The 25009-nt window shown below is 66.4% G+C and carries 30 protein-coding genes, 1 tRNA gene and 2 pseudogenes; 10 read left to right on the top strand and 23 right to left on the bottom strand.

Annotation, left to right across the window (positions count from 1 at the left end):
• The 15 genes and pseudogenes from NKT36_RS03565 to NKT36_RS03500 all read right to left on the bottom strand — a co-directional run.
• Nucleotides 1–1224: pseudogene (locus tag NKT36_RS03565) on the bottom strand (type II/IV secretion system ATPase subunit); the annotation flags it as partial.
• A gap of 341 nt (nt 1225–1565) precedes the next feature.
• A pseudogene (locus tag NKT36_RS19230) lies at nt 1566–1821 on the bottom strand (type II/IV secretion system ATPase subunit); the annotation flags it as partial.
• Between the two features lie 5 nt (nt 1822–1826).
• Complete coding sequence (locus NKT36_RS03560) at nt 1827–2594, bottom strand: ATPase domain-containing protein (protein WP_327052575.1); 768 nt, start codon at nt 2592–2594, stop codon at nt 1827–1829.
• A complete protein-coding gene (locus NKT36_RS03555) occupies nt 2591–3043 on the bottom strand; it encodes a flagellar protein G (protein ID WP_327052574.1) in 453 nt (150 codons plus the stop codon). The genes NKT36_RS03560 and NKT36_RS03555 overlap by 4 nt, the downstream gene beginning before the upstream one ends.
• Nucleotides 3044–3472 carry a fla cluster protein FlaF gene (locus NKT36_RS03550; protein WP_327052573.1) on the bottom strand — a complete coding sequence of 143 codons (429 nt, stop codon included), beginning with the start codon at nt 3470–3472 and terminating at the stop codon, nt 3044–3046. It abuts the gene before it with no gap.
• A complete protein-coding gene (locus NKT36_RS03545) occupies nt 3456–4850 on the bottom strand; it encodes a FlaD/FlaE family flagellar protein (RefSeq protein WP_327052572.1) in 1395 nt (464 codons plus the stop codon). The genes NKT36_RS03550 and NKT36_RS03545 overlap by 17 nt, the downstream gene beginning before the upstream one ends.
• A 152-nt stretch (nt 4851–5002) precedes the next feature.
• On the bottom strand, nt 5003–5794 hold the full coding sequence (locus tag NKT36_RS03540; RefSeq protein ID WP_327052571.1) for a CheR family methyltransferase: 792 nt from the start codon (nt 5792–5794) through the stop codon (nt 5003–5005).
• Nucleotides 5791–6285 (bottom strand): chemotaxis protein CheD, encoded by a 495-nt coding sequence (locus tag NKT36_RS03535; protein ID WP_327052570.1) that lies wholly within the window; start codon nt 6283–6285, stop codon nt 5791–5793. Before NKT36_RS03535 ends, NKT36_RS03540 begins: the two co-directional genes overlap by 4 nt.
• Entirely contained in the window at nt 6282–7523 is a 1242-nt protein-coding gene (locus tag NKT36_RS03530; RefSeq protein ID WP_327052569.1) for a chemotaxis protein CheC, read from the bottom strand. Before NKT36_RS03530 ends, NKT36_RS03535 begins: the two co-directional genes overlap by 4 nt.
• 1 nt (nt 7524) lies before the next feature.
• A complete protein-coding gene (locus tag NKT36_RS03525; protein WP_327052568.1) occupies nt 7525–8118 on the bottom strand; it encodes a chemotaxis protein CheC in 594 nt (197 codons plus the stop codon).
• Entirely contained in the window at nt 8115–10262 is a 2148-nt protein-coding gene (locus NKT36_RS03520; protein ID WP_327052567.1) for a chemotaxis protein CheA, read from the bottom strand. The genes NKT36_RS03525 and NKT36_RS03520 overlap by 4 nt, the downstream gene beginning before the upstream one ends.
• A 6-nt stretch (nt 10263–10268) precedes the next feature.
• Entirely contained in the window at nt 10269–11312 is a 1044-nt protein-coding gene (locus tag NKT36_RS03515; RefSeq protein WP_327052566.1) for a protein-glutamate methylesterase/protein-glutamine glutaminase, read from the bottom strand.
• Nucleotides 11309–11671 (bottom strand): chemotaxis protein CheY, encoded by a 363-nt coding sequence (cheY, locus tag NKT36_RS03510; RefSeq protein WP_327052565.1) that lies wholly within the window; start codon nt 11669–11671, stop codon nt 11309–11311. The genes NKT36_RS03515 and cheY overlap by 4 nt, the downstream gene beginning before the upstream one ends.
• 84 nt (nt 11672–11755) lie before the next feature.
• Nucleotides 11756–12247 (bottom strand): chemotaxis protein CheW, encoded by a 492-nt coding sequence (locus tag NKT36_RS03505; RefSeq protein ID WP_327052564.1) that lies wholly within the window; start codon nt 12245–12247, stop codon nt 11756–11758.
• 147 nt (nt 12248–12394) lie between these two features.
• On the bottom strand, nt 12395–13063 hold the full coding sequence (locus NKT36_RS03500) for a DUF7500 family protein (RefSeq protein WP_327052563.1): 669 nt from the start codon (nt 13061–13063) through the stop codon (nt 12395–12397).
• A 113-nt stretch (nt 13064–13176) separates the two neighbouring features.
• Here NKT36_RS03500 and NKT36_RS03495 point away from each other — a divergent pair, with 113 nt between their 5' ends.
• The 4 genes from NKT36_RS03495 to NKT36_RS03480 all read left to right on the top strand — a co-directional run bounded on the left by NKT36_RS03495 (nt 13177) and on the right by NKT36_RS03480 (nt 14820).
• Entirely contained in the window at nt 13177–13407 is a 231-nt protein-coding gene (locus NKT36_RS03495; protein WP_327052562.1) for a TrmB family transcriptional regulator, read from the top strand.
• Nucleotides 13408–13789: 382 nt separating this feature from the next.
• Nucleotides 13790–13984 (top strand): hypothetical protein, encoded by a 195-nt coding sequence (locus tag NKT36_RS03490; RefSeq protein ID WP_327052561.1) that lies wholly within the window; start codon nt 13790–13792, stop codon nt 13982–13984.
• Between the two features lie 39 nt (nt 13985–14023).
• The gene (gene bcp, locus NKT36_RS03485; protein WP_327052560.1) at nt 14024–14479 is read left to right on the top strand and encodes a thioredoxin-dependent thiol peroxidase; all 456 of its coding nucleotides are present in this window, start codon (nt 14024–14026) and stop codon (nt 14477–14479) included.
• Nucleotides 14480–14481: 2 nt separating this feature from the next.
• The gene (locus tag NKT36_RS03480) at nt 14482–14820 is read left to right on the top strand and encodes a hypothetical protein (RefSeq protein WP_327052559.1); all 339 of its coding nucleotides are present in this window, start codon (nt 14482–14484) and stop codon (nt 14818–14820) included.
• Here NKT36_RS03480 and NKT36_RS03475 read toward each other — a convergent pair whose 3' ends face one another.
• Entirely contained in the window at nt 14821–15573 is a 753-nt protein-coding gene (locus tag NKT36_RS03475) for a DUF429 domain-containing protein (RefSeq protein ID WP_327052558.1), read from the bottom strand.
• Nucleotides 15574–15774: 201 nt separating this feature from the next.
• On the opposite strand from NKT36_RS03475, the gene NKT36_RS03470 reads away from it, so the two are divergent.
• Entirely contained in the window at nt 15775–16500 is a 726-nt protein-coding gene (locus NKT36_RS03470) for a hypothetical protein (protein WP_327052557.1), read from the top strand.
• A 61-nt stretch (nt 16501–16561) separates the two neighbouring features.
• On the opposite strand, the gene NKT36_RS03465 is transcribed toward NKT36_RS03470, so the two are convergent.
• The 4 genes from NKT36_RS03465 to NKT36_RS03450 all read right to left on the bottom strand — a co-directional run bounded on the left by NKT36_RS03465 (nt 16562) and on the right by NKT36_RS03450 (nt 18501).
• Nucleotides 16562–16789 carry a hypothetical protein gene (locus NKT36_RS03465; protein ID WP_327052556.1) on the bottom strand — a complete coding sequence of 76 codons (228 nt, stop codon included), beginning with the start codon at nt 16787–16789 and terminating at the stop codon, nt 16562–16564.
• 140 nt (nt 16790–16929) lie between these two features.
• Nucleotides 16930–17775, bottom strand: coding sequence for a CPBP family intramembrane glutamic endopeptidase (locus tag NKT36_RS03460; RefSeq protein WP_327052555.1), 846 nt, complete (start codon nt 17773–17775; stop codon nt 16930–16932).
• A gap of 234 nt (nt 17776–18009) precedes the next feature.
• Nucleotides 18010–18084 (bottom strand) — tRNA-Val (locus NKT36_RS03455).
• A gap of 171 nt (nt 18085–18255) precedes the next feature.
• On the bottom strand, nt 18256–18501 hold the full coding sequence (locus NKT36_RS03450) for a DUF7553 family protein (RefSeq protein WP_327052554.1): 246 nt from the start codon (nt 18499–18501) through the stop codon (nt 18256–18258).
• Nucleotides 18502–18694: 193 nt separating this feature from the next.
• On the opposite strand from NKT36_RS03450, the gene NKT36_RS03445 reads away from it, so the two are divergent.
• Nucleotides 18695–19492 carry a M14 family metallopeptidase gene (locus NKT36_RS03445; protein ID WP_327052553.1) on the top strand — a complete coding sequence of 266 codons (798 nt, stop codon included), beginning with the start codon at nt 18695–18697 and terminating at the stop codon, nt 19490–19492.
• A gap of 8 nt (nt 19493–19500) precedes the next feature.
• On the opposite strand, the gene NKT36_RS03440 is transcribed toward NKT36_RS03445, so the two are convergent.
• On the bottom strand, nt 19501–20157 hold the full coding sequence (locus NKT36_RS03440) for a glycerophosphodiester phosphodiesterase (RefSeq protein ID WP_327052552.1): 657 nt from the start codon (nt 20155–20157) through the stop codon (nt 19501–19503).
• On the bottom strand, nt 20147–20329 hold the full coding sequence (locus NKT36_RS03435; RefSeq protein ID WP_327052551.1) for a hypothetical protein: 183 nt from the start codon (nt 20327–20329) through the stop codon (nt 20147–20149). The genes NKT36_RS03440 and NKT36_RS03435 overlap by 11 nt, the downstream gene beginning before the upstream one ends.
• Nucleotides 20330–20382: 53 nt before the next feature.
• Between NKT36_RS03435 and NKT36_RS03430 the strand changes: the two genes are divergently transcribed.
• Nucleotides 20383–21339 carry an NADPH:quinone reductase gene (locus NKT36_RS03430; RefSeq protein WP_327052550.1) on the top strand — a complete coding sequence of 319 codons (957 nt, stop codon included), beginning with the start codon at nt 20383–20385 and terminating at the stop codon, nt 21337–21339.
• Here the strand turns inward: NKT36_RS03430 and NKT36_RS03425 are convergent.
• A complete protein-coding gene (locus NKT36_RS03425; RefSeq protein WP_327052549.1) occupies nt 21336–22193 on the bottom strand; it encodes a 3-hydroxyacyl-CoA dehydrogenase family protein in 858 nt (285 codons plus the stop codon). The two genes, NKT36_RS03430 and NKT36_RS03425, sit on opposite strands and share 4 nt — an antisense overlap.
• Nucleotides 22194–22563: 370 nt before the next feature.
• Between NKT36_RS03425 and NKT36_RS03420 the strand changes: the two genes are divergently transcribed.
• From NKT36_RS03420 to NKT36_RS03410, 3 genes are all read left to right on the top strand, one after another.
• Nucleotides 22564–23217: a DUF7409 domain-containing protein gene (locus tag NKT36_RS03420; protein ID WP_327052548.1), complete on the top strand. Its 654-nt coding sequence runs from the start codon at nt 22564–22566 to the stop codon at nt 23215–23217.
• Between the two features lie 119 nt (nt 23218–23336).
• Complete coding sequence (locus NKT36_RS03415; protein WP_327052547.1) at nt 23337–24128, top strand: class I fructose-bisphosphate aldolase; 792 nt, start codon at nt 23337–23339, stop codon at nt 24126–24128.
• Nucleotides 24128–24991, top strand: a complete 864-nt coding sequence (locus NKT36_RS03410) for a class 1 fructose-bisphosphatase (RefSeq protein WP_327053419.1) — start codon at nt 24128–24130, stop codon at nt 24989–24991. Before NKT36_RS03415 ends, NKT36_RS03410 begins: the two co-directional genes overlap by 1 nt.
• Nucleotides 24992–25009 lie beyond the last annotated feature (18 nt).

Here is a 25009-nt window from a genome sequence, read left to right as displayed (position 1 = left end):
CTATATCGAGCGGTGCATATCGAACGAGAGTCCTTCGACGCCGTCGCGCTGGAACGACTCGATGGCCTCGTTTACCTCGTGGTATCCGAGTATGTTCTCCTCGATCATCCGTTCCATGATCTCGGCGCGGAACTCCAGTTCGTTGTAGATGTCACGCGTGTTCTCGTACCCCAGCAGCGTCGCGATCTGTTCTTCGAGCACGTAGGAGTTGTTCATCCCCTGGAAGACGATCTCGTCGTCGACCGGGTCCCAGTAGAACGCCTGCCGGGTGACGACGCCGCCCATGTCCTTCGAGTACCCCTCGATCTCCTGAACGCTGGTCACGCGGCGCAGCACGTCGTCGCCCTGCTTGACGCGGTTCTGGAACAGCGCCACGTCGGCGTTGTCCATGAACGTCTCCGGGACGTTGATCGGTTCGCCGGTGAAACGCTGGATCATCGAGACGATGTCGCTCGCGTGGAAGGTCAGCATCACGGGGTGGCCCGTCTGGGCGGCCTGGAACGCCATCCGACCCTCCTCGCCACGGACCTCCCCGACGATGATGTAGTCGGGACGGGAACGCAGCGCCGCCGCGACGAGGTCGAACATGTCGACGTCGGTGCTGCCCTCGCCCTGTCCCTCGCGGGTGAGCAGTTGCTGCCAGGTGTTGTGTGGCGGGAGCACCTCCGCAGTGTCCTCGGCGGTGTAGATCTTGCTGTCCCGGGGGATGAACGACATGATGCAGTTCAGCGTCGTCGTCTTCCCGGACGCCGTCTCGCCGACGACGAACACCGTCTGTTCGTTCTCCAGGCAGAGCCAGAGGTACGCCGCCAGCTTCGGCGACAGCGTCCCCCATTTGGTGATCTGGGCGACCGACAGCGGCGTCCCCTCGCCCTGACGGATGGTGAGGCTGGGCCCCTTGAGGCTCACGTCGTCGCTGTAGATGATGTTGATACGCGACCCGTCCGGGAGCGTCGAGTCGACGATGGGGTCGGAGTCGGAGACAGGGTCGCCGATCCGTTCGCCCATGTTTCGCAGCCAGTTGTCGAAGTGCTCGTTCGTGCCGAAGTCGACGGTCGTCGCGAGCATCCCGTACGTCCCGTGGTCCACGTACGTCTCGTGGGGGCCGATGACGTGAATGTCCTCGTTCGCCGAGTCGCGCATGATCGGTTCCAGCGGTCCGAACCCGACGATGTCGCGGTTGAGGCGATAGCGGATGTTCTCGTAGGTCTGTTCGGTGACCTCGTACTGGTTGAGGGTGGAGAGCGTCTTCAGCTCTTCCACCACGTCGTTCTCGCGCAACATCTGCACGCCCGCGCGCACGTCCTCGTACGTGATGCTGCTGAGGCGGCGCGCGACCGTCTGCGGATCGAGGTTGGAGACGCGGTTGCGGAAGTTCGCCGGGGAGAGGCTGTTGATGCGGTCGACGAGCCCGCCACTGCCGTCGCCGTTCTCGATGCGGACCGTCTCCTGGAGCAACTCTTCGATGCGGTCGTCGTATTCGGACTCGCTCTGTGGCGCCGGCTTGGTGACGCTCTTCTCCAGGATCTTGCCGCGGACCTCCCAGAACAGCTCCTGTTCCGTGTCGGACAGCTCCGGTTCGACGGCGTAGTACTTCGTGTCCTGCCCGACGTCACCGTAGACGTGGCAGTAGATCGGACCGCCCGCCGGGTAGATGACGTTGGGCTTCTCGGCCTCCCACTCGCTGGCCGGTTCCTCGATCAGTTTCGGGAACTCGCCCGTGAACTGCTTGAACCGCTTCAGGTAGTCTCGGAGGTGGGGCCGACGCATCGCTACCTCCCGCAGGTCGTCCCCGATCGCGGTGCTCCCGTGTTCAGTCATGGTCCCTACGCCACGCTACGGCTCTCGATGACGATGCCGGCGTCGGCACGCACCGAGAACCCGATAGTGTCACCGACCTGCTCGCCCATGCCTGCGAACCGCTTGACGGAGATGTTACGCCGCACGTCGTTCCCGACCTCGACCATCTGCAACTCCATGAACACGTCGGCGATGGCGCGGAACGGCCCGATCGCCTCCTCGTCGACAGTCGACGGGTCGACGGTGAGCATCACGACCTTCCCCTGTGACACGAGGTCGCGGAAGAACGAGATGATCTCGAGCGCCGCCTGGCGCTCCTCGTTCTGACGGACCAGCGCCTCGAAGGTCGGGTCGTTGCGGAGGATGGCGTCGAACGTGTCGATGATGATCACGTCGGCCTCCCACATCTCCTCGGCGTTCATCAGCCGGTTCAGCAACTCGTTGCGCTGGCTATCGTCGTCGTCGTCGTTGTTTGGTGCGCTGAGCTTCTGTCCCGTGTCCACGTCCGCGTGGAGGAACAGCAGACGCTCGTTCAGGAGGTGCTCCTCGACGTTGTACGACAGCGAGTGCATCTGGTCGATGAACCCGCGCACGGTGAGCTCCGTCGAGAGGAGCGTCACGCTGTGGTCGGTGTCGCAGAGTCCGTAGGCGAACCGCTGGCTCATCGCACTCTTGCCCGCCCCGTAGTCACCCTCGCAGAGCACGATGGACCCACGGGGGATGCCGCCACCGAGTTCGTTGTTCAGGCGGTCGTGGTCTTCGAGGCCGAGCGAGTACAGATTGTTAGAGCTCATGTTCTAAATTCAAGCACCTCCTCGTCGCCGTTGACGGTGAGTTTCACGCGGTGGTCACCGTCCGAGATCCCGCCGGTGGAGATGTTAACTCGTGCGACATTTCCGACACTCCATGCGGGGCCGTCGACGACTTTCATTGAAACGTCGGATTGATACTTTCCGTCTAATAGTACTTCAATCTGGTCCTTGGTCGCCTGTAAATCAGTCGAGCCGGTGTTCTTGACGAGGACGGTCACGTTGTCGTTCCCCGACGAGTTGTACACCGCACCGCTCCCCGGGTCGCTGATTATCTCTACGTCGGTCTCGATGTCGCCGCTCACGTCGATGCTTCGGTCGCCCAGTGCGCCCGAGAGGCGTTCGACGCCGCTCATGAAGGTGCCGGCGACGCTGGCCGCGATGATGAGACTGGCGATGAACAGGATGAGGTGAGAGGTAGAGACGCTCGCCATCTACAGCACCTCCGTGTCTGCGACGCCGGCCGTCGTGACGATCTTCACGCGAGCCGGCGAGGCAACGTTCACCTTCACGGTGAGCGTCTCGCCGGGCAGCCACAGCGTCGTGTTGACGTCGCCGTCGACGTCGCGGGCCTCGATGTCCGAGTCGGTCACGTAACTGCCGTTGACGAGGACGTCCGTGTCCTCGATGTCCAGGCTGGTCGAGCCGGTGTTGTTCACGGTGACCGTGAGATTCCCACCGGAGTAGCTTGTGTCTGTGATGTTTAGTTCCGTGTTGCGTTGGGTGAGCATCTGGTCCATTTCCTCGCCCTTTGCGTCCGAGACGCGTTCGAAGCCGTTGTACGAGGCCGTGTACATGACCCCGAAGCTGACGAACATCGCGATGAAGAGGATCGCCGTGGACCCGCTAACGCTGAAGCCCATGGCCCTCTCCCCGAAGCTGGACGCAGTGGTCGACGACTTTCTGCTCGATCGCGTCGCCGGTGAGCTGGGTCATGAAGGTCAGACTCTGGATGTGGTCTTCCACCCCGAGCGTCGCGGGAGCGGCACCGTCCGCTTCCACGTCCGCCACGTCGACGATGCCGTCGACGAACGTCAGGAGATCCTCCTCGACCGATTCGCTGATCCAGTCGATGTCCTCGTAGTAGGAGATGGTGTGGAGCGCTTCCTCGGGACCGAACTCGTCCACGAGGAACTCCACCCACTCCATGACGACGAGGTCGACGACGTATCCGGACGGTAGGTCGGTGAGGTACGGTTTCGCGACGCCCTGCCGGGCGTCCATCTCCGGTTCGGCGGTCTCCTCGGGTTCCTGGAACTCGAACTCGCTCTCGTCCTCGGCGTCCCCGGTCGCCTCGTCCGCCGGTTCGGCGGCGACCGGGTCGGAGTCGACGTCCATCTCTGGCTCGGGGTCGATCTCCATCTCCGCCCCGGCGTCGACGCTCTCCTCTTGTTCGGGGTCCGGGCTCCCCTCGGCGTCGTCCGCCCATTCGGCCTCTCCGGACTCGTACTCGTCTTTGAGTTCCTGGAACGTCGAGCCCCCCGCCTGACCGGAGTCGTCGTCGCCGTCCTCCATCGCGTCGTCTCCGCCGTCGTCGAGGTCGTCGAACTCGTCTTCGTCACCGAAGTCGTCGAACTCGTCCTCTTCGTCGCCCTCCATGTCGTCGAAGTCCTCTTCGAAGAAGCTCTCGGCCTCGGCGTCGGCGACGTCCCCTTCGAGGTCCTCTTCGCTGGACTCTTCCTCTTCGTCGTCGTCGAACAGCCCGAAGTCGCTGCCGCCCTGGTCCCCGCCGCCAGGGAACGCGTCACCGCCGGGACCGCCGCCCTGGACGTCGTCGACGAAGGGATTGACCCCGCGCGTGACCATCTCGTAGATCTCGAGCAGCTTCCGGACGTTCTCCTCGACGTCGTCGACCTTCTCGCTGATCTGCTCGTTCTCGGAGCGGACCGTGCTCATCGTCGAGGAGATGTCGCCGACCTCGTTCTCGAGGTCCTCGACGCGGTTCTCCAGCTCCTGGGTCGCAGCGCCACCGCCCATGTCGCCGAACCCGTCGTCGTCGCCGCCGTCGGCCCAGTCGCCCATGCCGTCGTCCATGCCACCACCGCCGCCGCCGTCCATGCCACCGAATCCGTCGTCCATGTCGTCGTCGAAGAGGTCGTCGCCACCGCCACCACCGCCTCCCGAGCTCTCCCCGTCTTCGCCCTCTTCCTCTTCCATGAAGTCCATGATTCCCATCGCGCCCATGGCCGTCGTCGACGCGAAGAGCCAGACGGCAGTAGGGTCGAGATTTATAAGTTTCATTACCGACAACAGCGAACTTTCACCACATTAATCTTCTGCCTGAGTTATCAGAACTGATACTATGGGGATGGTTTATGTGAATGGGGGGCATTGTGCGGGAGAACGCTGAGTGGCGGCGTCTCTGGCTGTCTCCGGACGGGCGCTGGGCCGCTTCACTCACATTTCTTGTATATTCGGAGTCGCTTGTCGACTGCCTGGTACTCCGCCTTCAGCTCCTCCGGGAGCGTCTCGGTCTTGCCGATGACGAGGTACCCGCCGATGCGCAGCGACCGGGTGATGGTCCGCAGCATCGGTAGCTTGTGCTCGGCGTTGATGTAGATGAAGAGGTTGCGACAGGAGACGAGGTCGACGTCCTGCTTCGGCGCGTCGTTGATGAGGTCGTGCTGTTCGAACTCGACCCGGTCGCGAACCTGGTCGGCGACGACGAACCGGTCCTCCTCCTGCTCGACGAACCGCTCGTAGTCGTCGATGGGACCGAGCTGTTCGCCGATGTCGGTCGTCCGGGTGCTGTGGTAGACTCCTTCGCGGGCCACCTCGAGCACCTCCTCGTCGATGTCGGTGGCGATCACCTCGAAGTCCCGCGGAGAGAGGCCCTGGTCGAGGGCGAGCATCGCCATCGAGTAGGGTTCGCGGCCGTCCGAGCACGCCGCGCTCCAGAGCTTCATCGACCCGTCCTCGGCGAGCGCGTCGAGCACGCCGCGAAGCTCCTTCCACACGTCCGGATTCCGGAAGAAGCTCGTCACGTTGACCGAGAGCGCGTCGAGCAGTCGCTCGCGCTCGCCCACGTCGTCCCTGAGCAGGTCGAGGTACTCCTCGTGCTCGGTGACGTCCGTCCGTCGCATCCGCGAGGAGACGCGCCGATCGAGGTACGACGAGTCGTAGTGGCTCGTTGCGAATCCCAGTTCCTCCTCGACGTAGGTCAGCACGTCGTCGAACGCGGTCACAGGCGGGTCACCTCCTCGTGTGCGCTTCTGACGACGAGCGTCCCGCTGTCCGTGTGGAGCTCCAGCGACCGGCCGTGGCTCCCGCCGGTGTCCGCCCCGACGAGCGGGACGTCGTGTTCGTCCAGCGCGTCGCGCGTCGCGGCGACGTTCCGACTGCCGACCTCCTTGCCGACGCCGGAGAGGTCGAGCATGTTGCTCCCGCCAGCTATCTTCGCTTCGACGTGTGTTGCTCCCATATCGTACAGCTCCTCGAGCATCGCCTCTATCGCGGTGTCGGCGAACTTCGCCTCCTCTCCGCTGCCGTCCGCCGACGGTAGCATCACGTGGGCCAGGCCGGCGAGTCCCGCCTCCGTGTCGACGAGCGCGACGCCGACGCACGACCCGAGGCCGGTCGTCGTCAGGCGCGTGTCCGCACTCGTGACCACGTAGTCCGCAACGCCGACCCGTATCGGACCGTCCGGATCCGGGGTGTCGCTCTCGTACAGCTTCATAGCTCTCCCGCTCTCGTCTGCCGTTCGGCGGTCGCGTCCGCGTCGAGCGCGTCGAGCACGTCGCGAAGTTCCGTCTCGTCGGGGAGGGCGTAGAGGCTACAGTCGAACGCGCGGTCGTCGGCGCGGATGGTCGCGTCGGAGACGAACGCGAACTGCTGGCGCTGACCGAGACTGACCGCGACCGGGTCGACGATGGCGCCGCCCATGTCGTGGACGAACTCCGGCGGCGAGATGTCGATCGTCGTGTCGAGCGCGTTCGCCCACCCGTCGACGAAGCTGCTGGCCATGACGTTGCCCACCTCGCGGATGGCGCTGCGATCCATCTCCCCGAACGTCTCGGGCGCGTCCTCGTCCGCTCGCTCGCGCCCTTCCGGGACCAGCGCCGTCGCCACGTCCCGTGCGGACCCCTCGTCGAACAGTATCATGACGTAGCCGCTCGGCGGACCGTCGAACTCCAGGACGACCCCGACGTAGGTCCGGGCGCGCAGGTCGTCCGGCAGCTCCTCTACCGGGACGAAGCTCAGCGTCGTCACGTCGACCGCCGTCTCGATCCCCGTCATCGCGGTGAGGTTCTTCGAGACGCTGGTCGCTCCCTGGCGCACCATCCCGCCGAAGACGGCGAGCTTGTCGATCGAGACCGTGACGTCGTCGTCCTGGTTGACCGTCCGACTGGACATGAGTTCGTTCATCTCGTCGCGCGGGGCGTTGTCGAACGCCTCTCGCAACGACGCCCGCTCGGGGAACAGGTGGATGTCGAAGTCGAGGTCCGGCGCGACGGCCTCGACCTGGCTGGCGAACACCAGCGCGTCGTCGTCGACCGAGTCACGCAGCAAGGAGGCGCGCTCCCCTTCGACGTACTCCGGCGGCGCGATGTCGATGCTCGTCTCGAGGTAGTCGGCCCACCCGTCGATGAACCCGCCGGCCATGACGTTGCCCACCTCACGGATGGCGCTCTCGTCGACCCCGTCCGAGTCGGGGACGAGGACGCTCGCCAGCCGCTCCGCGCTCTCGAGCGGGAACGTGAACACCGTCCGTCCGCGAAGTCCGCCGTCGAGTTCGACGACGACGCCGACCCGGTGGTCCGTGCCGCCGAGCCCCGCCGCCGTCGTCACGTTCGTCTTCGTCACGTCGACGAACGCTTCGACGTCTGCGAGCGCGGAGAGGTGTTCGGCGGCCTGTTCGGCCCCCTCGTGTGCCATCCGGTTGAACCGTCCCAGTGAGCGGATGTCGACCTGCATCTCAGATCTCTATCTGGCGCATCAGCCCGACGAGCTCCTCCAGCTTCGGGAACGAGTACACCTTCAGTTCGACGTCCTCCTCCGGCACGTGGACCCGCGAGTCGACCACCATCGCGACGTCGTCCTGGGTGTTGACGAGCGAGTCGACGATCTTGCTGCCGGGCCCGTACGTGAACTCGGGGGTCGAGAAGTCGATCGTCGTCTGGAGCACGTTCGCCCAGCCGTCGATGAACCCGCTGGTCATGATGTTGCCGATCTCCTGGACGGCGCTCTTCTCCATGTCGGAGAACCCGTTCTTGGACCGTTCGCCCATCCCGCCCATCATGCCGTGTGCGAGCTGTTTGGCGCTCTTGGCAGTGAACAGGAAGAGGATGTAGCCGTACGGCTGTTCGACGAGTTCGATGTGGATGCCCACCTGCTTCTCGTGCCCGATGTGGGTCCGGATGTCGGAGATCTCGAGGAAGTTGATCTTCGTGATCTCCATCTCCGCCTGCATCCCGGTCATCTGGTTCAGGTGGTTCGCAACAGTGTTCGCGCCCTGCTTCGCCATCTGGTTTAGTATACTCAGCTTCCGGATGTCGATTTGCATCGTCATAGACTCTCAACGTCGAGGATCGTGACCACGTCTCCTTCGCCGAGCACCGCCGCGCCCGAGAGTCCCGGGATTCCGGAGAGGATTCCCTCGAACGGTTTGACGACGACCTCCTCCTGCCGACTCACGGCGTCGCAGTGGATGGCGACCTGGCGTTCCGATTCCTTGACCCGAACCAACATTCCGTCCCCGTTCTTCGTCTCGCTGGGGACGTTCAGCGCCTCGCCGAGTCGGATGAGCGGGTAGACGGTGTCGTCGTGGGTGATCACCTCCTCGCCTTCGACGTTCTGCACTTCGCCCATCCGCCGGATCTCGTCGACGTTCTTGATGGGGATGCCGTACTCCTCGTCGCCCGACTCCACGAACAGCACCTTCACGATGGCCACGGTGACGGGCAGCGAGAGACTGACCGTCGTCCCCTCGCCGAGTTCGCTCTCGACGCTGATGTCGCCGTCGAGGCGCGTGATGGTGTTGCTCACCACGTCCATACCCACGCCGCGGCCGCTCACGTCCGTGACCTCCTCGTTCGTCGAGAACCCTGCGTGGAAGATGAGCTCGTACGCCTCCTCGTCGCTCAGTGAGTCCGCCTTCTCGCGGCTCATGATGCCCTCGCTGACCGCCTTCTGGCGGAGCGAGTCGGCGTCCATGCCGCCGCCGTCGTCGACCACCTCGATGGTCACGCGGTCGCGCGAGCGCGACGCGCGCAACAGAACCTTTCCTTCCCGGGGCTTCCCGTTCGCCTCGCGCTCCTCGGGCGGTTCGATGCCGTGGTCGACGGCGTTCCGCAGCAGGTGCATCAGCGGGTCGCTGATCTCGTTCAGGATGGTGCGGTCGAGCTCGATGTCCTGTCCCTGCATCTCGAAGTCGATCTTCTTCTCCTGCTCGCGGGCGAGGTCTCGCACCAGCCGGGGGAACTTGCTGACGACCTTCTTCAGCGGCACCAGCCGCATGTCCATGACGGTGTCCTGGAGGCTCGACGTTATCTTGTCGAGTTCGTCCAGGTTGTCCGTGGCGCTGTCGAACTCCTCCTGCTCGACGGATCGTCGGAGCTTGATGCGACTCGTGACCAGTTGCTCGACCAGTCCGTGCAGGTCGTCGAGCTGGTCGACGTCGACCCGCACCGACTGGATCTCGTCCACCTGCGGCGTCGACTTGCCGCCGTCGCCACCGCCGCCGGTCGACGCGCCTGGATCGCCGCCGGTCGACGCGCCTGGATCGCCGCCGGTCGACGCGTCCGAATCGCCGTCGTCGGCGTTCGTCTGGACGTCTTCGCCGGCACTCGACGAATCTTCGCCGGCGGTCGCCGGTTCGTCGGCCTCGTCGTCGTCGGCGTCGGTGGCGTCTTCCGCTCCGGTCGAAGCGTCGTCGGATCCGGTCGCTCCGCCGCCCGCCGCTGCCGCCTCGGCGGCCATCTCGTCGGTCACCGCGGTCACCGTCGCCGCCGCGACCTTGCCGACGTCGTCGAGCAGTTCGCTGACGGCGTCCGCGCTCTCTGCGGCGACGAACAGGTCGAAGCCGTCGTCGTACTCGCCCTCGTTGACGTCCTCGACTGGGGGGACCGCGCCCAGCAGGTCGAGTTCGTCGGTCACCTCGCCGAGGACGAACATCCCGTCGACGCCTTTCATCTCGGAGTCGCCGACGTCGACTTCCGCGTGGAACACGTCGCCCACGCCGGTCAGGTCGACGGTGTCGTCGAGTTCGGCGAGCGCCGCGGCGGTCCGGTCGTCGTCGCCCGCGTCGTCGCCGTCGTCCGTCGACTCTGCGGCCTGGTCGCCGTCGCCGAGCGCGGCGCGGATCTCCTCGATGGTGTCGCTCGGGTCGGTCTTCCCCTCGCCGTGCTCCTCGATCTCGCCGATGATGGTCTCGATCTGGTCGACGCCCGCGAAGACGAAGTCCATGACCTCCGGCGTCACCTCTCGCTCGCCCTGCCGGATCTCGTCGAGGAGGTCCTCGATAGCGTGGGCCAGGTCGCTCGCGTCCTGGAACCCCATCGCAGCGAAGTTCCCCTTGAGGGTGTGTGCGGTCCGGAAGATGGAGTCCATCGCCTCCTCGTCGTCCGGGTCGTCCTCCAGTTCTAGCAGGGAGTTGTTCAACTCGGTTATGTTCTCTTCGCTTTCACGAATGAAGTCCTTGATGTAATCGTCCATGTCCCATCACGTCGATTTACGAACCGTCGATAGTATTCCACGTGCGACGCGTCCTTCCGGCATCACTTCGTCGACGCAACCGGTCTCGATGGCCCTGGCCGGGATACCGAACACCGAACACGTCTCCTCGTCCTGTGCGATCGTCTGTCCGCCGGCGTCCTTGATCGCCTCGATGCCCGCGGCACCGTCGGCGCCCATCCCGGTGAGGACGACGCCGGTCAGCGAGTCGGATATCGTCTCGGCTGCGGACTCCATCGTCGTGTCGATGGCGGGGCGAACGCCGTGGCGCTCGGAGTCCTGGTTGAGTTTCACGCGGAGCCGACCGCTCGAGTAGTTCGACACCACCATGTGGTAGTCGCCCTTGGCGACGAGCGCCTCGCCGCCGCCGATGCGGTCGCCGTCGGAGGCTTCCCGAACGTCGTACTCGCTTCGACTGTCGAGGCGCTTGGCGAACCTGCTCGTGAAGCTGTCCGGCATGTGCTGGACGATGAGTATCCGAAGGTTCGCCTCCGCGGGGAGTCCCGACAGGACGTTCTCGACGACGCTCGGGCCGCCGGTCGACGCGCCGATGACGACGGTCGGGTTCTCGACGAACTCGTCGGCGTCGTCGACGTCCGGTGTGTCGTGGTCGGTCGTCGACTCGTCGACGGTCGACGGGTCGGCGCGCACGACCGACTTGACCGTCTCGACCAGGTCGTCCTTGATGGCGGAGATGCCGGTCGAGACCTCGCCGCCGGGTTTGGCGAGCACGTCGACGGCGCCGCGGTCGAGCGCCTCGAACGTCGCTTCCGCACCGTCTTCGGTGTGCGCTGACAGCATCAGGATGGGCGTCGGCGTCGACTCCATGATCTCCTCGACGGCCTCGATACCGTTCATCCGGGGCATCTCGACGTCCATGGTGACGACGTCCGGCTCGTGCTCCGCGACGACGTCGACCGCCTCCCGTCCGTCGGTCGCCTCCGCGACCACGTCGATGTCCCCCGATTCGAGGATGTCGGTGATGACCGTCCGCATGAAGTGGGAGTCGTCCACGACGACTGCCCGCGTCATGCTGATATGACGTCGTTGATGGCTTCCATCACGCTGGGTTTCTGGAACGGTTTGGTGATGTACCCGTCAGCACCGGCCTTCACTGCCTTCTTCATCTTCTCTTCCTGCCCGATACTCGTACACATGATGACGTGCGAGTCGGCGTCGTACTGTTTGATCTCGTCCGTCGCCTCGATTCCGTTCCGGATGGGCATGACGATGTCCATCATGACCAGGTCCGGGTCCTCTTCTTTGTAGGTTTCGACGGCCTCGACGCCGTTCTCTGCCTCGCCGACGATCTCGAACTCTTCCTCGAGAATCTCCCGCAGCAGATTCCGCATAAATTCCGAGTCGTCGACAATTAGCACGTCATTCGCCATTCACTTTTCACCAACGGGGTATTTGAAAGGCGGTAAAATAAATGCTACCCTTGAATTATCACTGTTGAGTATCCGCCGGGGACGTTAATTCAGCTTATCAATAATCTTGTCGACGTCTAGCCAGACGACGAGGTCGAGTCCCTCGCCGTTGGGCTTGCGGATGATGCCGTGGGCCACCTCGTCGCGGATGCCCTGCGTGTCGAGATTGTCGAGGTCGTCGTCGCGGTCGATCTTCTCGGGCGTGTAGGTCGCCACGTCAAGGACCTCGTCGACGCGGATGCCGATCTTCTGCTTGTCGTCGGGCCGGTCGAGCACGAGGACGTTCTCACCACGACTGGTGGCGGAGACGCTCAGGAACTCCTTGGGGTCGATGATGGCCGTCGTCTCGCCGCGGAGGTCCATGACGCCCTCTATCGAGTCCGGCGTCCGGGGGATCCGCGTCACCTTCTTCACCTCGACGATGCTGTCGACCTGGTCGATGTCGATAGCGCAGACGTCCTCGCCGAGCAGGAACTCAACGACCTGCGTCTCGTCGCCGGTGCGCTCCTCCTGGGCCGACTGCTCCTGGACACTCATGGTCAGTTGCCCGAACCATCGGATGGTAGAACATAAAGCCTGTCCCTACGTATCAGAACTGATACTACAACCGGGTTGTCGACGTTCGACGTCCCTGGCGAGGATAGGCGGCGACGCCCGACGAAAAGTATCGGAATCGAAGAATATCTACCGCTTCCGGGTCGCTCCTTCGGGCGGGAACACGATGCCGTTGGAGTCGCCGAGCGCGTCGAACAGGTCGGCGATGCTATCCTCCGGCGAGAGGTCGTGAGAATCGAGCACGCCGCGGATGCTGCTGTGGGAGTACCGGACGCGAAGGTTCGACTCCGTCAGGAGGATGCCGAGGACGTCCTCGACGGGAGTGTTGCGGTCGACCTGCTGGGCGTACCACATCAGCAGGCCGTCGAAGACGGTGCCGACGTCGTCCGAGAACATCTGCTGGTGGCTGATATGGTCCTCAGACTTCGCCGTGATGTGGAAGCCGTACCGCGACGACACGTCGCCGAGGTCGTCCTCCAGCCACCGACGAACGTCACCCGCATCGATAGAGCCTCCCTCGTTCGAGGGGGCAGGTGCCGATCTCCCCGTTCCACCGGCGGTCGGCCCGCCGGTAGCGCCGTCGTCCGTCGTCTCCGTGCTCGCTGGCTGACTCGCGTCCGCACTCGGTAGTTCGGCCGCTCCATCGGGGACGGAGGGTCGACCGCCGGCCCCGATGACGTAGCGGTCCTCGTCGATCGACACCACGCTCTCGCTCTGCTCGATGTCGAGCTCGTCCGGTGACAGTACCTTCCCCGAGTCGCCGTCTCTCGCCGTGTGGTCGTCCCGCGCCGGGGGCATGAATCAAAGCTTCTACTGGAAATCACATAAAATCTCCGGGCAATTGGCCGGCGTTTATCGACGATTGACGTAGAGTAGATTTATTATCGTCGAACACAGTCGTTCCGATACTCGTGAACGCTCACAGTGCAGGTTCGCTGCAGGACGCATCGCTGCCAGAGGAACTCGGTTCACCCCGCGCGAAACTCGTCTACCTCTATCTCACCACGACGAGCGGCGCGACCGTCGACGAGTTACAGGCCGGCCTCGACCTCCCGAAGATGGCGCTGTTCACGATCGTCCGCACGCTACGGGAGCGCGGACTCGTCGAGAAGCGGGGCCACGAGATCGCAGTCGTCAGGTGAGAGCCAGCGCAGGACGTGCCCGCCGTCAGTCGTCGCCCTCGCCGTCGGCAGGACAGAGCTGGTCCGGCGTTCGCTCGTGACGCGGCGTCGCTGCGAACTCTTCGATGCGTCGACGTTCTTCCTCGGACAGCATTCCATCCATAGCAACTCGGAGCAATCCAGGCGGCAAAAAGATGGTGGCCACGTAGCAGTTCGCCTCGTGCGTGACTGCAGTGGCTCTCGACCGGCGGTGCCGTGAACTGCGGCGGCGGCCGAATCCCACACTTCCGGATCTGCAATCCCCGAGAACGCGTGCTACGGCGTACCAACGTATCGCTTTCCCGCACTTTCACTTTCACTCCGGACGGATTATCTATAATATCTCATAGGACAACTCGCGGACATGAACGGACGAACGACGGTCGCAGCGTCACGGGAGCGATCGGCGGACGAACCGAGCCTGCCCACGAACCGGACGGTGGTGGACGTGTCGGAGATGGCGACCAGCGAGGTCGCAGCGTACGCCCGGGCGTCCGAGGACCGCGAGGTGTACCTCGAACGCAAGGGCGGACGGACGCTTCTGGTCGCCGCACCGTAGTCCGCAACGCAATTGCCGTCCCGCCTGGAACGCGCACACATGCTATCGGTCGGCCAGCAGGCACCTTCGTTCGAACTCCCGAACCACGCCGGTGAACCGGTCTCCCTCTCCGACCACGAGGGACAGCACGTCGTCGTCTACTTCTACCCCCGCGCCGACACGCCCGGTTGCACGACCGAAGCGTGTGGGTTCCGCGACGCGTGGGACGCGTTCGCGGAGCGCGACGTCGCCGTTCTCGGCGTCAGCGACGACTCCGTCGACGACCTCGCGGCGTTCCGCGAGAAGCACGATCTGCCGTTCGAACTCCTCAGCGACGAGTCGGGCGAGGTCGCGTCCGCCTACGACTCGTACGGCGAGAAGCAGCTGTTCGGCAACACGTTCGACGGCGTGTTCCGGAACACGTACGTCGTCGACCCGGGAGTGACTATCGCCGCTGCCTTCGAAGACGTCACGCCCGAGGGACACGCCGCCGACGTGCTCGCGACCCTCGACTGACCATGTACGTCTCCCGACCCGTCCGGGCGATCCGCGACGACCCGACGCCCGGCGAGTCCGCGACGCTCCTGCTCAGGCTCGGCGACGCAGACCCGGACGCAGTGCGCGCAACCGTCGACGAGTGCGGCGGGGCGGTCACCGCTGACCTCGCGTTCGAGACGCTGCGCGTCGACGTCCCCGAGGAAGCGGTGGCGTCGCTCTGTGAACTGGACGGACTCGACGCCGTGGAGACCGACGCTCCCCTCGACGTGGGTGCCGGGGACGCCGGCGAGGACGTCGACGTGCCCGACGTCGACGTCGACCAGCCAGACGACGTGGACGTCGACGCGTCCGACGAGTGATCAGCGGGCGTGATACGCTATCTCCATCCGTCGTCTCTCGGCGTCTCGCGGCGGTGACTCGGGCAGCGTCTCGAGGTCGTCGCCCGCTTCTCTGGCCGTCAGGGCGAGCGCCATGGCGTCCAGCACGTCGTCCCGGGCGTTCGTGCTGATCGGCCGTGCGAACGCGGGGTCGACCTCGACGTACTCGTCCACGATGCGTTCGTAGATGCGCCCCATCTCGGCGTCGACTCCGGCAAGCACGGTCCGTCGCTGTTCCAGTCCGTCCTCGTCGTGTTTCGATGCGTCGATCACCCCCGCCGTATCCAGTCCCCGGAAGCAGAGTTCGGGGTGGGATTCCCGGACCGTCCCGTCGGCCGCGCCGTGTTCGGCGAGGAAGACGTCGACCTCGCGTATCCGTGGTACGATACCCCACGCCTGCGCCGAGATGCCGCGCCCGAGGGCGTCCTCGTTCAGCCGCCGCGCCTCGTCGTACGCGTCGGCCTCGACCGCGGCACGACAGGGCGTCTCGAAGACGCTGCTCCTGCGATCGCCGAGTTCCTCTTTCGCCCGCTCGTCGCACTCGCGGACGTCTTCCTCCGGCAGTCCGATGGGGACGTCCACGAGGATATGGTCCGCCCGTCGGTACTCGTGCCAGACGTTCAGCACGGAGGGGTACGTACCGACCGTCCACCCGTCCTCCTCCGTCGCAGCACCGTCGAGCGCGAACGCTATCCAGTCGCCCGCCGCCCAGTCGACGCCGACGTACGTGCCCATACGCTCTCATCTCCGGGACGGGTCATGAAACCGCCCGTGACGACGCGGGGGAACCCCCTCGACGGTGTGGAGTGACGGAGGGGTCGTCCCCGCACCGACCGTCCGCCCTCGCCGGCGCCGTCGCTGCGACGAGACACGGGGTTTTTCTACCGGCCGTCAGTAGGTCGAATCGATGACCGATCGCGACGGAGTGGCGTGCCCGTGAACAGACCGGGTCGGGCCGTCCTCTACGTCCTCGCCGGCGTCGCGTTGCTCGCGAGCACGTTCGTCCTCCCGGGGTGGCACCTCGACGACGACGTGTACCGGTACGAGGCGGTCGAGGTCAGCCACGACGGCGCGGGCGTGACCGCCCACTACGTCGAGACCGGGGCGGACGCGCCCCTCAGCGACATCGACCAGAACCTCCTCTGTCTCGGGTCGATCCCGTCGCGCCAGTGCGAACTCGAGTACGCCCTGTTCGAGGGCGAGATAGAAACCCGGACGAGTCCCGTCGACAACTCCCGGTACCAGTACGTCTATCTCGACGGGCACTTCTACGAACCGACGTACGTCGAACGGGCGAACGGGACGTTCATGACCCACGAACGCGTCCCGGCGGAGAACGTGTTCGGCGCAGTCGCCGTATCGGGCGCTCGCCTCTCGGCGGACGAGCGGCGCGTCATCCGCTCGGGGTCGATGCTCACCTATCGGCAACTGGAGCACGCCAATCATCTCGTCGAGGTCGACGGTGAGTACTACGCCATCCTCCGCGACGCCACGCGGCGGGACGTCGGCGACGGCGGAACCTGCGTCTCCGACGGGGACGGGTTCTGCCAGACGGCGAACCGGAAGCGCTGGACCGACTCGCTGCTGACGGCCGCGGTGGTCGTCGCCGGCCTCGGTGCGCTGCTGGCGGGACTGCGCCGTCGGCCATTCGGTGACGAGTAGGTGGGTCCGGTCGCTATCGGCGTCCGCACGCCGAGGTACCGCGAAAACCAGTGGCGTTCCGCTATCCAGCGAGTTCGGCGAGCGTGAACAGCACCTCTGGCGCGACCATGACCACCACGCCGACGGCCATCAGCGCCGCGGGGAGGACGAGCAGGCCCATGTCGGTGAACAGCCACAGGCCGACCCCCGCCAGGATGACCATCAGCGCGACGACGCGCAGCAGCCAGGTGAGGGCACCTTCGAGTCCCGACTCCGCGATTACGTCCGCGACTTCGAGGACTTCATCCATGGGTGGGGGACGGTACAATCTCCCGACACTAAGTAGTGGCGACGCTGCGCTCCACGCTTCGACCCTCTTTGCCGCCGCTGGACCTCCGCAGCACTGCATCGAGGGCGCAGGACACTGGACCGGATGCGTCCGGCGTCGCGTCACCGCGTCGTCCGCCCGGCGTGTGCGGACGCCCCCCGCCTCCAGCGGACCACCACCAGCACGGTCACGAGCGCCGTCAGGTAGAAACTGTACCGGCGGACGGCCGGCGCGGGGGCGAGCAGTTCGCCGGTGAGGTTGCTCATCAGGTGGAACAGGACCGCCGCGAGGACGCTCCGCCGCGTGTTGTCGTAGATCCACGTGTAGAGGACCTGCAGGAACAGGAAGCTGGCGAAGAACCGCCACACTACCGGCGAGTAGGCCGACGCGCCGAAGTACCCCTCCATCAGGAACAGCGGCACGTGCCAGCCCGCCCAGACGACGCCGCTGACGACGCCGGCCCGGAGGGTGCTCCCCGTCGCCAGCAGTCGGTCGACCAGGTAGCCCGTCAACCCCGTCTCCTCGACGACGCCAGCGCCGAGGGTGAACCCTACGAAGACGAGCAGACTTGACGGGTGCGTCAGCCGCTCGACCGCCGCTCCGGGGTCCAGCGGCGACGTCGTCGCGCCGACCAGTACTGCGATACCGGCGGCCACGAGCGTGATGGCAGGATAGAGGAGGACGACGACGGCGTACCACCGACCGTCGATGCGGTGCACGTTCACGATGCGGTCCCACAGCTCGCTGAGTCCCTCGCGACCCTCCTCGCGCCAGATCAACGCGACGCCGGCGAGCACCGGGCTGAGCGACCCCAGGTAGAACAGCGCCGCGTTCGGGAACGACCAGACGCTGTCCCCCGAGACCACCACGAGCCCCCAGAAGAACCACGCCCAGCCGACGTAGATGGCGACGAACCGAAGCGGGCCGCTCCGTTTAGCGTCCGTTGCGGGACCGACGCTGGTTTCCATACGCCTCGTTCCTGCCGAAGCGGTATAACCTTCTGCGGCCGATTTCAGTTCCCGGGAACGTCGACGCGGTCGCGTCGCTCGTCCCTTCGGGGGACCAGTCGCTGTCGATTCCTCGAGAGTCGGCAGGTGAGCGGGTGGGTCGGGGCGGATTCGAACCGCGAGGACTTCGCTCCGCTCGTCCTCTGGGCTCGAACCGCCGGGACCATCCGCTCCTCACGTCCGTTCGTCGCAGGATGGGTCGGGGCGGATTCGAACCGCCGACCTGCTCCGTGTGAAGGAGCTGTCATAACCGGGCTAGACTACCGACCCTCGCAGTTCATGGTTTTCCCCTGCCCGACTTAAGGCTTGCTTTCGAAAATCGACGGTCGCCGCATCGGGCTGACGCGGGACCCGTCGACGCTGACCGGCCGCTGTCGGACGGCGTTCGCGGTGGCGCAGACGCAGCACTACCGGCGGACAGTCGTCGCTCTGCTCCTGTGACTACCGCGACGTGGTCTCCAGGCGTTCCTGGACGTCGCGGACGGCGTGTTTCGCCCGTTCCCGGGCTTTCTTCCTGCCGTCGCGGACGTTCCGGCGCACCTTCTCGCCTCTGCCCGGTTCCGTCTCGCGACCGACCCACCGTCGAGCGCGGCGCTCGGCGGGAGCGAGTTCCTCGCGGACGCCCGCGGTCAGGTGCGTCCCGGCACGGCGAAGGTAGTACCACGCGTCTTCGAAGTGCTTGTTCATGTCGTTCCTACCATCATGTCCCTACGACGAGGACAGATATATCCGTTGTGTCCCGAACGCCGTCGTCGACGCGCCTCTGCACTGTACGCGGGAGAGCGACTGTTCGACGGCTGTCGGACGACGGCCGCCAGGGTGGTGGTGTGTCGGCCAGAGTGGTAAGCACTTTGTGGCTCCGTCCCAAGGCACGCACCAAATGCGTGTCGAGCAGCTCGGCGACGGGACGGCGGAGATCGCCGTCGTCGCCGGCATCCACGGCGACGAGCCCTGCGGACCGCGAGCGGTCGACCGACTCCTCGACGAGGAGCCCGCCGTCGAACGACCGGTGAAGCTCGTCGTCGCAAACGAGCGCGCGCTCGAACGCGGCGTCCGCTACGTGAACGAGGACCTCAACCGGGCGTTCCCCGGCGACCCCGAGGGAGCCACCTACGAACAGCGCGTCGCACACGAGTTGCTCTCGGAACTGCGCGGCTGCACCACGCTGTCGCTCCACTCGACGCAGTCGTACGCCGAACCGTTCGCGCTCGTCGACCGGGTCGACGACGCCACGCGCGCAGTGTGCTCGGCCCTGCCGGTCACCGAGGTGGTCGAGACGGACCAGTTCGCGAGCGGCCGGCTCATCACCCACCCGCGCACGATCGAGGTCGAGTGCGGGTTGCAGGGGACCGACCGGGCGGCGGAGAACGCCTACCGACTCGTCCGCGGGTTCCTCGACGCCACGGGTGCGCTCCCGGACGCTGGACTGGACGAGGCGACCGGTCGTGGCGACGTGACGGTGTACCGGATGCTGCAGCCGGTCCCGAAGGACGAGGCGACGGAGTACGAGGTGCTCGTCGACAACTTCGAAGGGGTGCGCGCGGGCGAGTCGTTCGCCGCCGTCGAGGGCGAGAAGCTGGTCGCCGACGAGCCGTTCGTCCCCATCCTCATGTCGGCCTACGGGTACGAGGACATCTTCGGCTACACCGGCGAGCGCGTCGGCGTCCTTGGTGACTGACCGGTCCGTCAGAGCACGGCCGGGCTGTCGGCGATGACGCCATCCACGCCGGCCGCCTGCAGCGTCGCCGCCTCTTCGCGCGTCGTCACGGTCCAGGCGTTCACGCCCAGTCCGGCAACGTGTGCGCGGTCGACCAAGGTCTCGTCGCAGAGTTCCTTCGCGGGATGGACGAACGAGCAGCCGAGGTCGACGGCGGTGTCGACGCAGTTCGGCCCGCGGTCGCTGACGTACGCCAGCGTCGCGTCGGGGTCGCGGTCACGGAGTTCGGCGAGCGCGCGTCGGTGGAACGACGAAAACAGGACGTCGTCGACGTCAGTGGTCGCGGCCAGCACCGGGTCGGCGATGCCGGCGTGTTTGAGTTCGACGTTGAGCCCCACGCCGTCAGGGACGGCGTCGACGACGTCGTCGAGGCGGGGGATGGTCTCTCCCGAGCCGAGCACTTCGAGGTCCCGAAGCTCCGGCCACGGCGTCTCCGCGACCGGTCCGTGGGCGTCGGTGAGCCGCGAGAGCGTCTCGTCGTGGAAGACGACGAGTTCGCCCGACCCGCAGCGGTGGACGTCGACCTCGATCCGGTCCGCGCGGTCCGCCGCCTCGCGGACGGCGCGCAGGGTGTTCTCGGGATGCTCGCCGGCGAACCCGCGGTGAGCCTGTAGTTCAGTCGGCATAGAATCGCACCAGGTTACACTCGGGACAGAGGTAGGCGTCGAGGTGCGTGCCCTTCAGGTCGAGCGCGCCGAGGACGCCGCCGGAGGTCTCGATGCGCACGCCGTCGCCGCCGTAGGAGGTCTGGTGGTCGACCGGTTCCATCGATACGTCGCAGTCGGGGCAGGTCGGCATACCCGGTGCTCTCCTTCAGCGAACTTATTTTCTCGGCCGCCGTCGGTGTCGGTATGCGTGCGACGCGATATCACGAACACGGCGGTCCGGACGTACTGACGGTCGACGAGGTCGAGCGGCCGACCCCCGCCGACGACGAACTCCTGGTCGAGGTCCGCGCGGCGGCGGTCAACCCCGTCGATACCTACTTCCGGGAGGGCAGCTACGAACCGGGCGACCTCCCGTGGATCCCCGGGTCGGACGTCGCCGGCGTCGTCGCGGGGGTCGGCGACGCGGTCGACGGCTTCGCCGAGGGTGACCGGATCTACGGTACCGCGCTGGGCAACGACCGCCCGGGAACGTGCGCGGAGTTCGTCGCCGCGCCGACCGACCGCGTGGCACATCTGCCGTCGACGGTCGACTTCGACGAAGGGGCGGCGCTCGCGCTCGCCGGCGTGACGGCCTGGCGCGCACTCGTCGACCACGCCGGCCTCGAACCCGCGGAGTACTGCCTCGTCCACGGCGGAAACGGCGGCGTCGGCCACGTCGCGGTCCAGCTCGCGGCGGCGGTCGGCGCGCGCGTCGTCACGACTGCCCGGGAGCCCTACCACGACGACCTGGCGGAGCTCGGGGCGGACGTCGTCCTCGACTACGGCCGCGACGACCTCGCCGACGCGGTCCGGGACGCGGGCGCGCCGGACGCCGTCCTCGACCACCGGCTGGACGACTACCTGCAGTTCGACGCGGACGTGGTCGCGCAGGGCGGGCGCGTCGTCGGCATCGGCAACGAGGACGTGACGGCCGGGTTCGAGAACGTCCCCGCCGCGCGCTCGAAAGAGATGACGCTGACGCTGATGAGCATGTTCAACACGCCGGACGTGGCGGCGGTCCTGGAGCGCCTCGGGCGGCTGGCGGGGGACGGTGACGTGGTCCCCGTCGTCGCGGACTCGTACGGACTGGACGCGGTCGACGAGGCACAGCGCGCGGTGGTAGCGGAGAGCTTCCTCGGGAAGCTGGTCGTCGAACCCTAGTACGTATAGAAGCCCTCGCCGGTCTTCTTGCCGAGGTCGCCCGCGTCGACCTTGCGCTTGAGGAGGTAGGCGGGCTTGTACCGGTCGCCGAGCTCCTCGTGGAGCGTCCGGCTGGCGTCGAGGCAGATGTCGAGGCCGATGTGGTCGGCGAGTTCGAGCGGGCCCATCGGGACGTTCGTGCCGAGTTTCATGCCGGTGTCGATGTCCTCCTTGCTGGCGACGCCCTCGTCGTAGGCGCGGATGCCCTCGTTGATCCAGGGCATCAGGATGCGGTTGGTGACGAAGCCGGGCTTGTCGTCGGACTCCCAGGTCTCCTTGCCGAGGTCCTCCGCGAGGTCGTGGGCGAACGCGACGACCTCGTCGGTCGTCTTCTCGCCGACGACGACCTCGACGCCCTTCATCACGGGGACGGGGTTCATGAAGTGGAGGCCGACGACCTCGTCCTCGCGGTCGGTCGCGCTCGCGATGGTCGTGATGGAGAGCGTGCTCGTGTTCGTCGCCAGGACGACGTCGTCCGGGACGACCGCGTCGAGGTCGGCGAAGATGTCCTGCTTGACGTCCATGTTCTCGACGGCCGCCTCGACGACGACGTCGCAGTCCGCGAGGTCGTCGAGGGCCGTCGTCCCCGTGATGCGGTCGAGGGTCGCCTCGGCCGCCGACTCGCTCAGCTTCTCCTTGGAGACGAAGCGGTCGAGGCTGTCGTCGATGGTGTCGAAGCCGTTCTCGACGTACTCGGTCTCGACGTCGCGCATGACGACGTCGTACCCGTTCGTCGCGGCCACCTGGGCGATGCCGCTGCCCATGGTTCCCGCGCCGACCACGCCGATGGTGTCGATGTCTTCGAGGTCGTGCATGGATGGAACTGCTCCCGGCACGGTTGTAAGGATAGCGGAACGGTGCGCGAGCGAGCGAACCGCGAACGAACGCCGGGTCTACCGACGTGGCGAGGCTCCGGGTCCGACTCCGCCGGAGGCGTCGGAGGCCACGGCCGCGGCTTCGCCGCTCGCCCGCCGTACCAGTTACAGATGCGACAGGAGCCAGGACGGGTAGCGGACCTGAACTGTCCTGCGGCCGGCGTCGAGCGCGGACGGGGCAGGACGTTCGTCGTCGACACGGTTACGGTCGGTCGGACGCGGGCTTGCAGATGGACGACGAAGAACGACCGGGGCCGCCGAAACATTCAAGAGTGGACAGTGTGAGTGAAAAACGAGTCACTGAGGGGCCGTGACGGAAAACGATACTACTGGGGAGGAGAACACGTCCGTTAGCGACCCGACCGACGTGAAGTTCGTCGGGCCGGCCACGGCCACGGTCATAGCGGAAGCGCCGTTCGACGCCGCGGCCATCCCGGCGCGCGCGGTCTCCTACGCGATGCTGACCGAGGCCGGCGTGAACCCCGGCGTCGCGGCCCGTCTCCGGCGCGAGCACTCGCTGGCGTGGTCGTTCGAGGGCGGCGGCAAGGGGGACCTCGCGGACCGCTCGGACCAGGTACGCGGCCTCCGCGACGAGGAGCGCGCGTGGGTCGCGGCCAGTTCCGGCGACTGGGAGAACGCGGAGGTCTCGACGTCGGACGACGAGGACGACGAGGAGGAGTGGGTCGCGGCCAGCACCGGCGACTGGGGCGACGTGGGTGCGGCCACGGCGGACGGTAGCGGCGACGCCCAGCAGGCGGAGGCGGCGTGGCGCGAGCGGAGCAAGCCGGACCCGGTGACGGACGTTCCCGGCGTCGACGACGCGGTGGCGGCCGAACTCGCGGAGGCCGGCATCACGTCCGTCCGGAGCCTCGCCGTCGCCGACCCGGAACGCGTCGCCGACTCGCTCACGCTCGACCGCGAGGTCGTCACGGAGTGGCGGGACGCCGCCCGCGAACTCCGGTAAGTTTACTACTCCAGTAGTTCATAAAATGCCGCATAGGGCAGCTGACGGGTTCGAAAACCGGTAGCTCGCGTCGTCGGGGACCACTACTTTCATATATTACGTCGCCGCAGTTTCGACCGATGATTCCGCTGACTGACTCGCCAGTAACGCGTGACGGCAAGGTGCTGATCCTCGCGATGGACCACGGCCTCGAACACGGCCCGTCGGCCGACTTCAGTTCGGTTCCGGAGACGCTGAACCCGCAGAAGATCTTCGACATCGCCACTCACGACGCGGTCACCTCCCTGGCGGTCCAGAAGGGAGTCGCGGAGACGTACTACCCGTCCTACGAGGACGACGTCTCACTGCTCGCGAAGCTGAACGGCACGAGCAACCTCTGGATGGGCGAGCCCTACTCTCCGAAGAACTGGACGGTGGATTACGCCGCCGAACTCGGCGCGGACGCCGTCGGCTACACCGTCTACTCCGGCTCGAACCACGAACCGCAGATGTACGAGGACTTCCGCGAGGTCCAGGAGACGGCCCACCGCGACCACGACATGCCGGTCGTCATGTGGTCGTACCCGCGCGGGCAGGGGCTGAAGAACGACACGAAGGAGAGCGTCATCGCCTACGGCTCCCGCATCGCTCACGAACTCGGCGCCGACATCGCGAAGGTGAAGTACCCCGGTAGCCGCGAGTCGATGGAGTGGGCCGTCGAGTCCGCCGCCGACACGAAGGTCGTCATGAGCGGTGGTTCGAAGGTCAGCGACTACGACTTCCTCTCCAGCGTCGAGGCCGTGATGGACGCCGGTGGCGCTGGCCTCGCGGTCGGCCGCAACGTCTGGCAGCGCGACGACCCCGAGCGCATCCTCGACGCGCTGGAGAAGGTCATCTTCGAGGACGCCACCGCCGACGAAGCGCTCGAATGATGGACGCCGTCGACCGCATCGTCGAGACCGTCGCGGCCGCAGCGCCGACTATCCGCGACGGGCTGGCGGGCCGCCGCCGGAAGGCGGACGAGGAGAACCCGAGCGGCGAGACGCAACTCGCCGCCGACGTGTGGGCCGACGAGTACCTGGAGGAGCGGTTGACAGCCATCGAGGGCGTCGGCGAGTTCGCCAGCGAGGAACGCGAGGCCGTCCGCGACTGCGGCACGGGCCTCTCGGTCGCCATCGACCCGCTCGACGGCTCGTCGAACGTCGAGTCGAACAACTCGATGGGTACCATCGTCGGCGTCTACGACGAACCCCTGCCGGCGTCGGGTCGTGACCTCGTCGCGGCGGCGTACGTCCTGTTCGGACCCATCACGACGATGATGGTCGCCCGCGACGGCGAGGTGACCGAGTACGTCGTCGAGGGCGACGCGGACAGCGAACCGGGCGACGACGTCCGACGAGCGGTGGGCGAGGACCTCACCCTTCCCGGGGACCCGGTCGTCTACGGCTTCGGCGGACGCGTCCCGGACTGGACCGACGGGTTCACCGAGTACGCCCGCGAGGTCGAGTCGGAACTGAAGCTTCGCTACGGCGGTGCCATGATCGGCGACGTGAACCAGGTGATGACCTACGGCGGCGTGTTCGCCTATCCGGGACTGCAGTCGCGGCCGGAGGGCAAACTGCGACTCCAGTTCGAGGGCAACCCCATGGCGTACATCGTCGAGAGCGCCGGCGGACGCTCCTCCGACGGTGGGCAGTCCCTGCTCGACGTCGAACCGACGGGGCTCCACCAGCGCGTCCCGGTCCACCTCGGGAACGAGGAACTCGTCGACCGCCTCGAAGCCACCCTGGCGTAATCTGCGACCCGTCCTTCT

Origin of the sequence: Halomicrococcus gelatinilyticus (genome assembly GCA_024227995.1) — an archaeon.
GTDB classification, from domain to species: domain Archaea; phylum Halobacteriota; class Halobacteria; order Halobacteriales; family Haladaptataceae; genus Halomicrococcus; species Halomicrococcus gelatinilyticus.
Note: the sequence above shows the minus strand (reverse complement) of the source record. Positions and strands in the feature narration are given on the sequence as shown.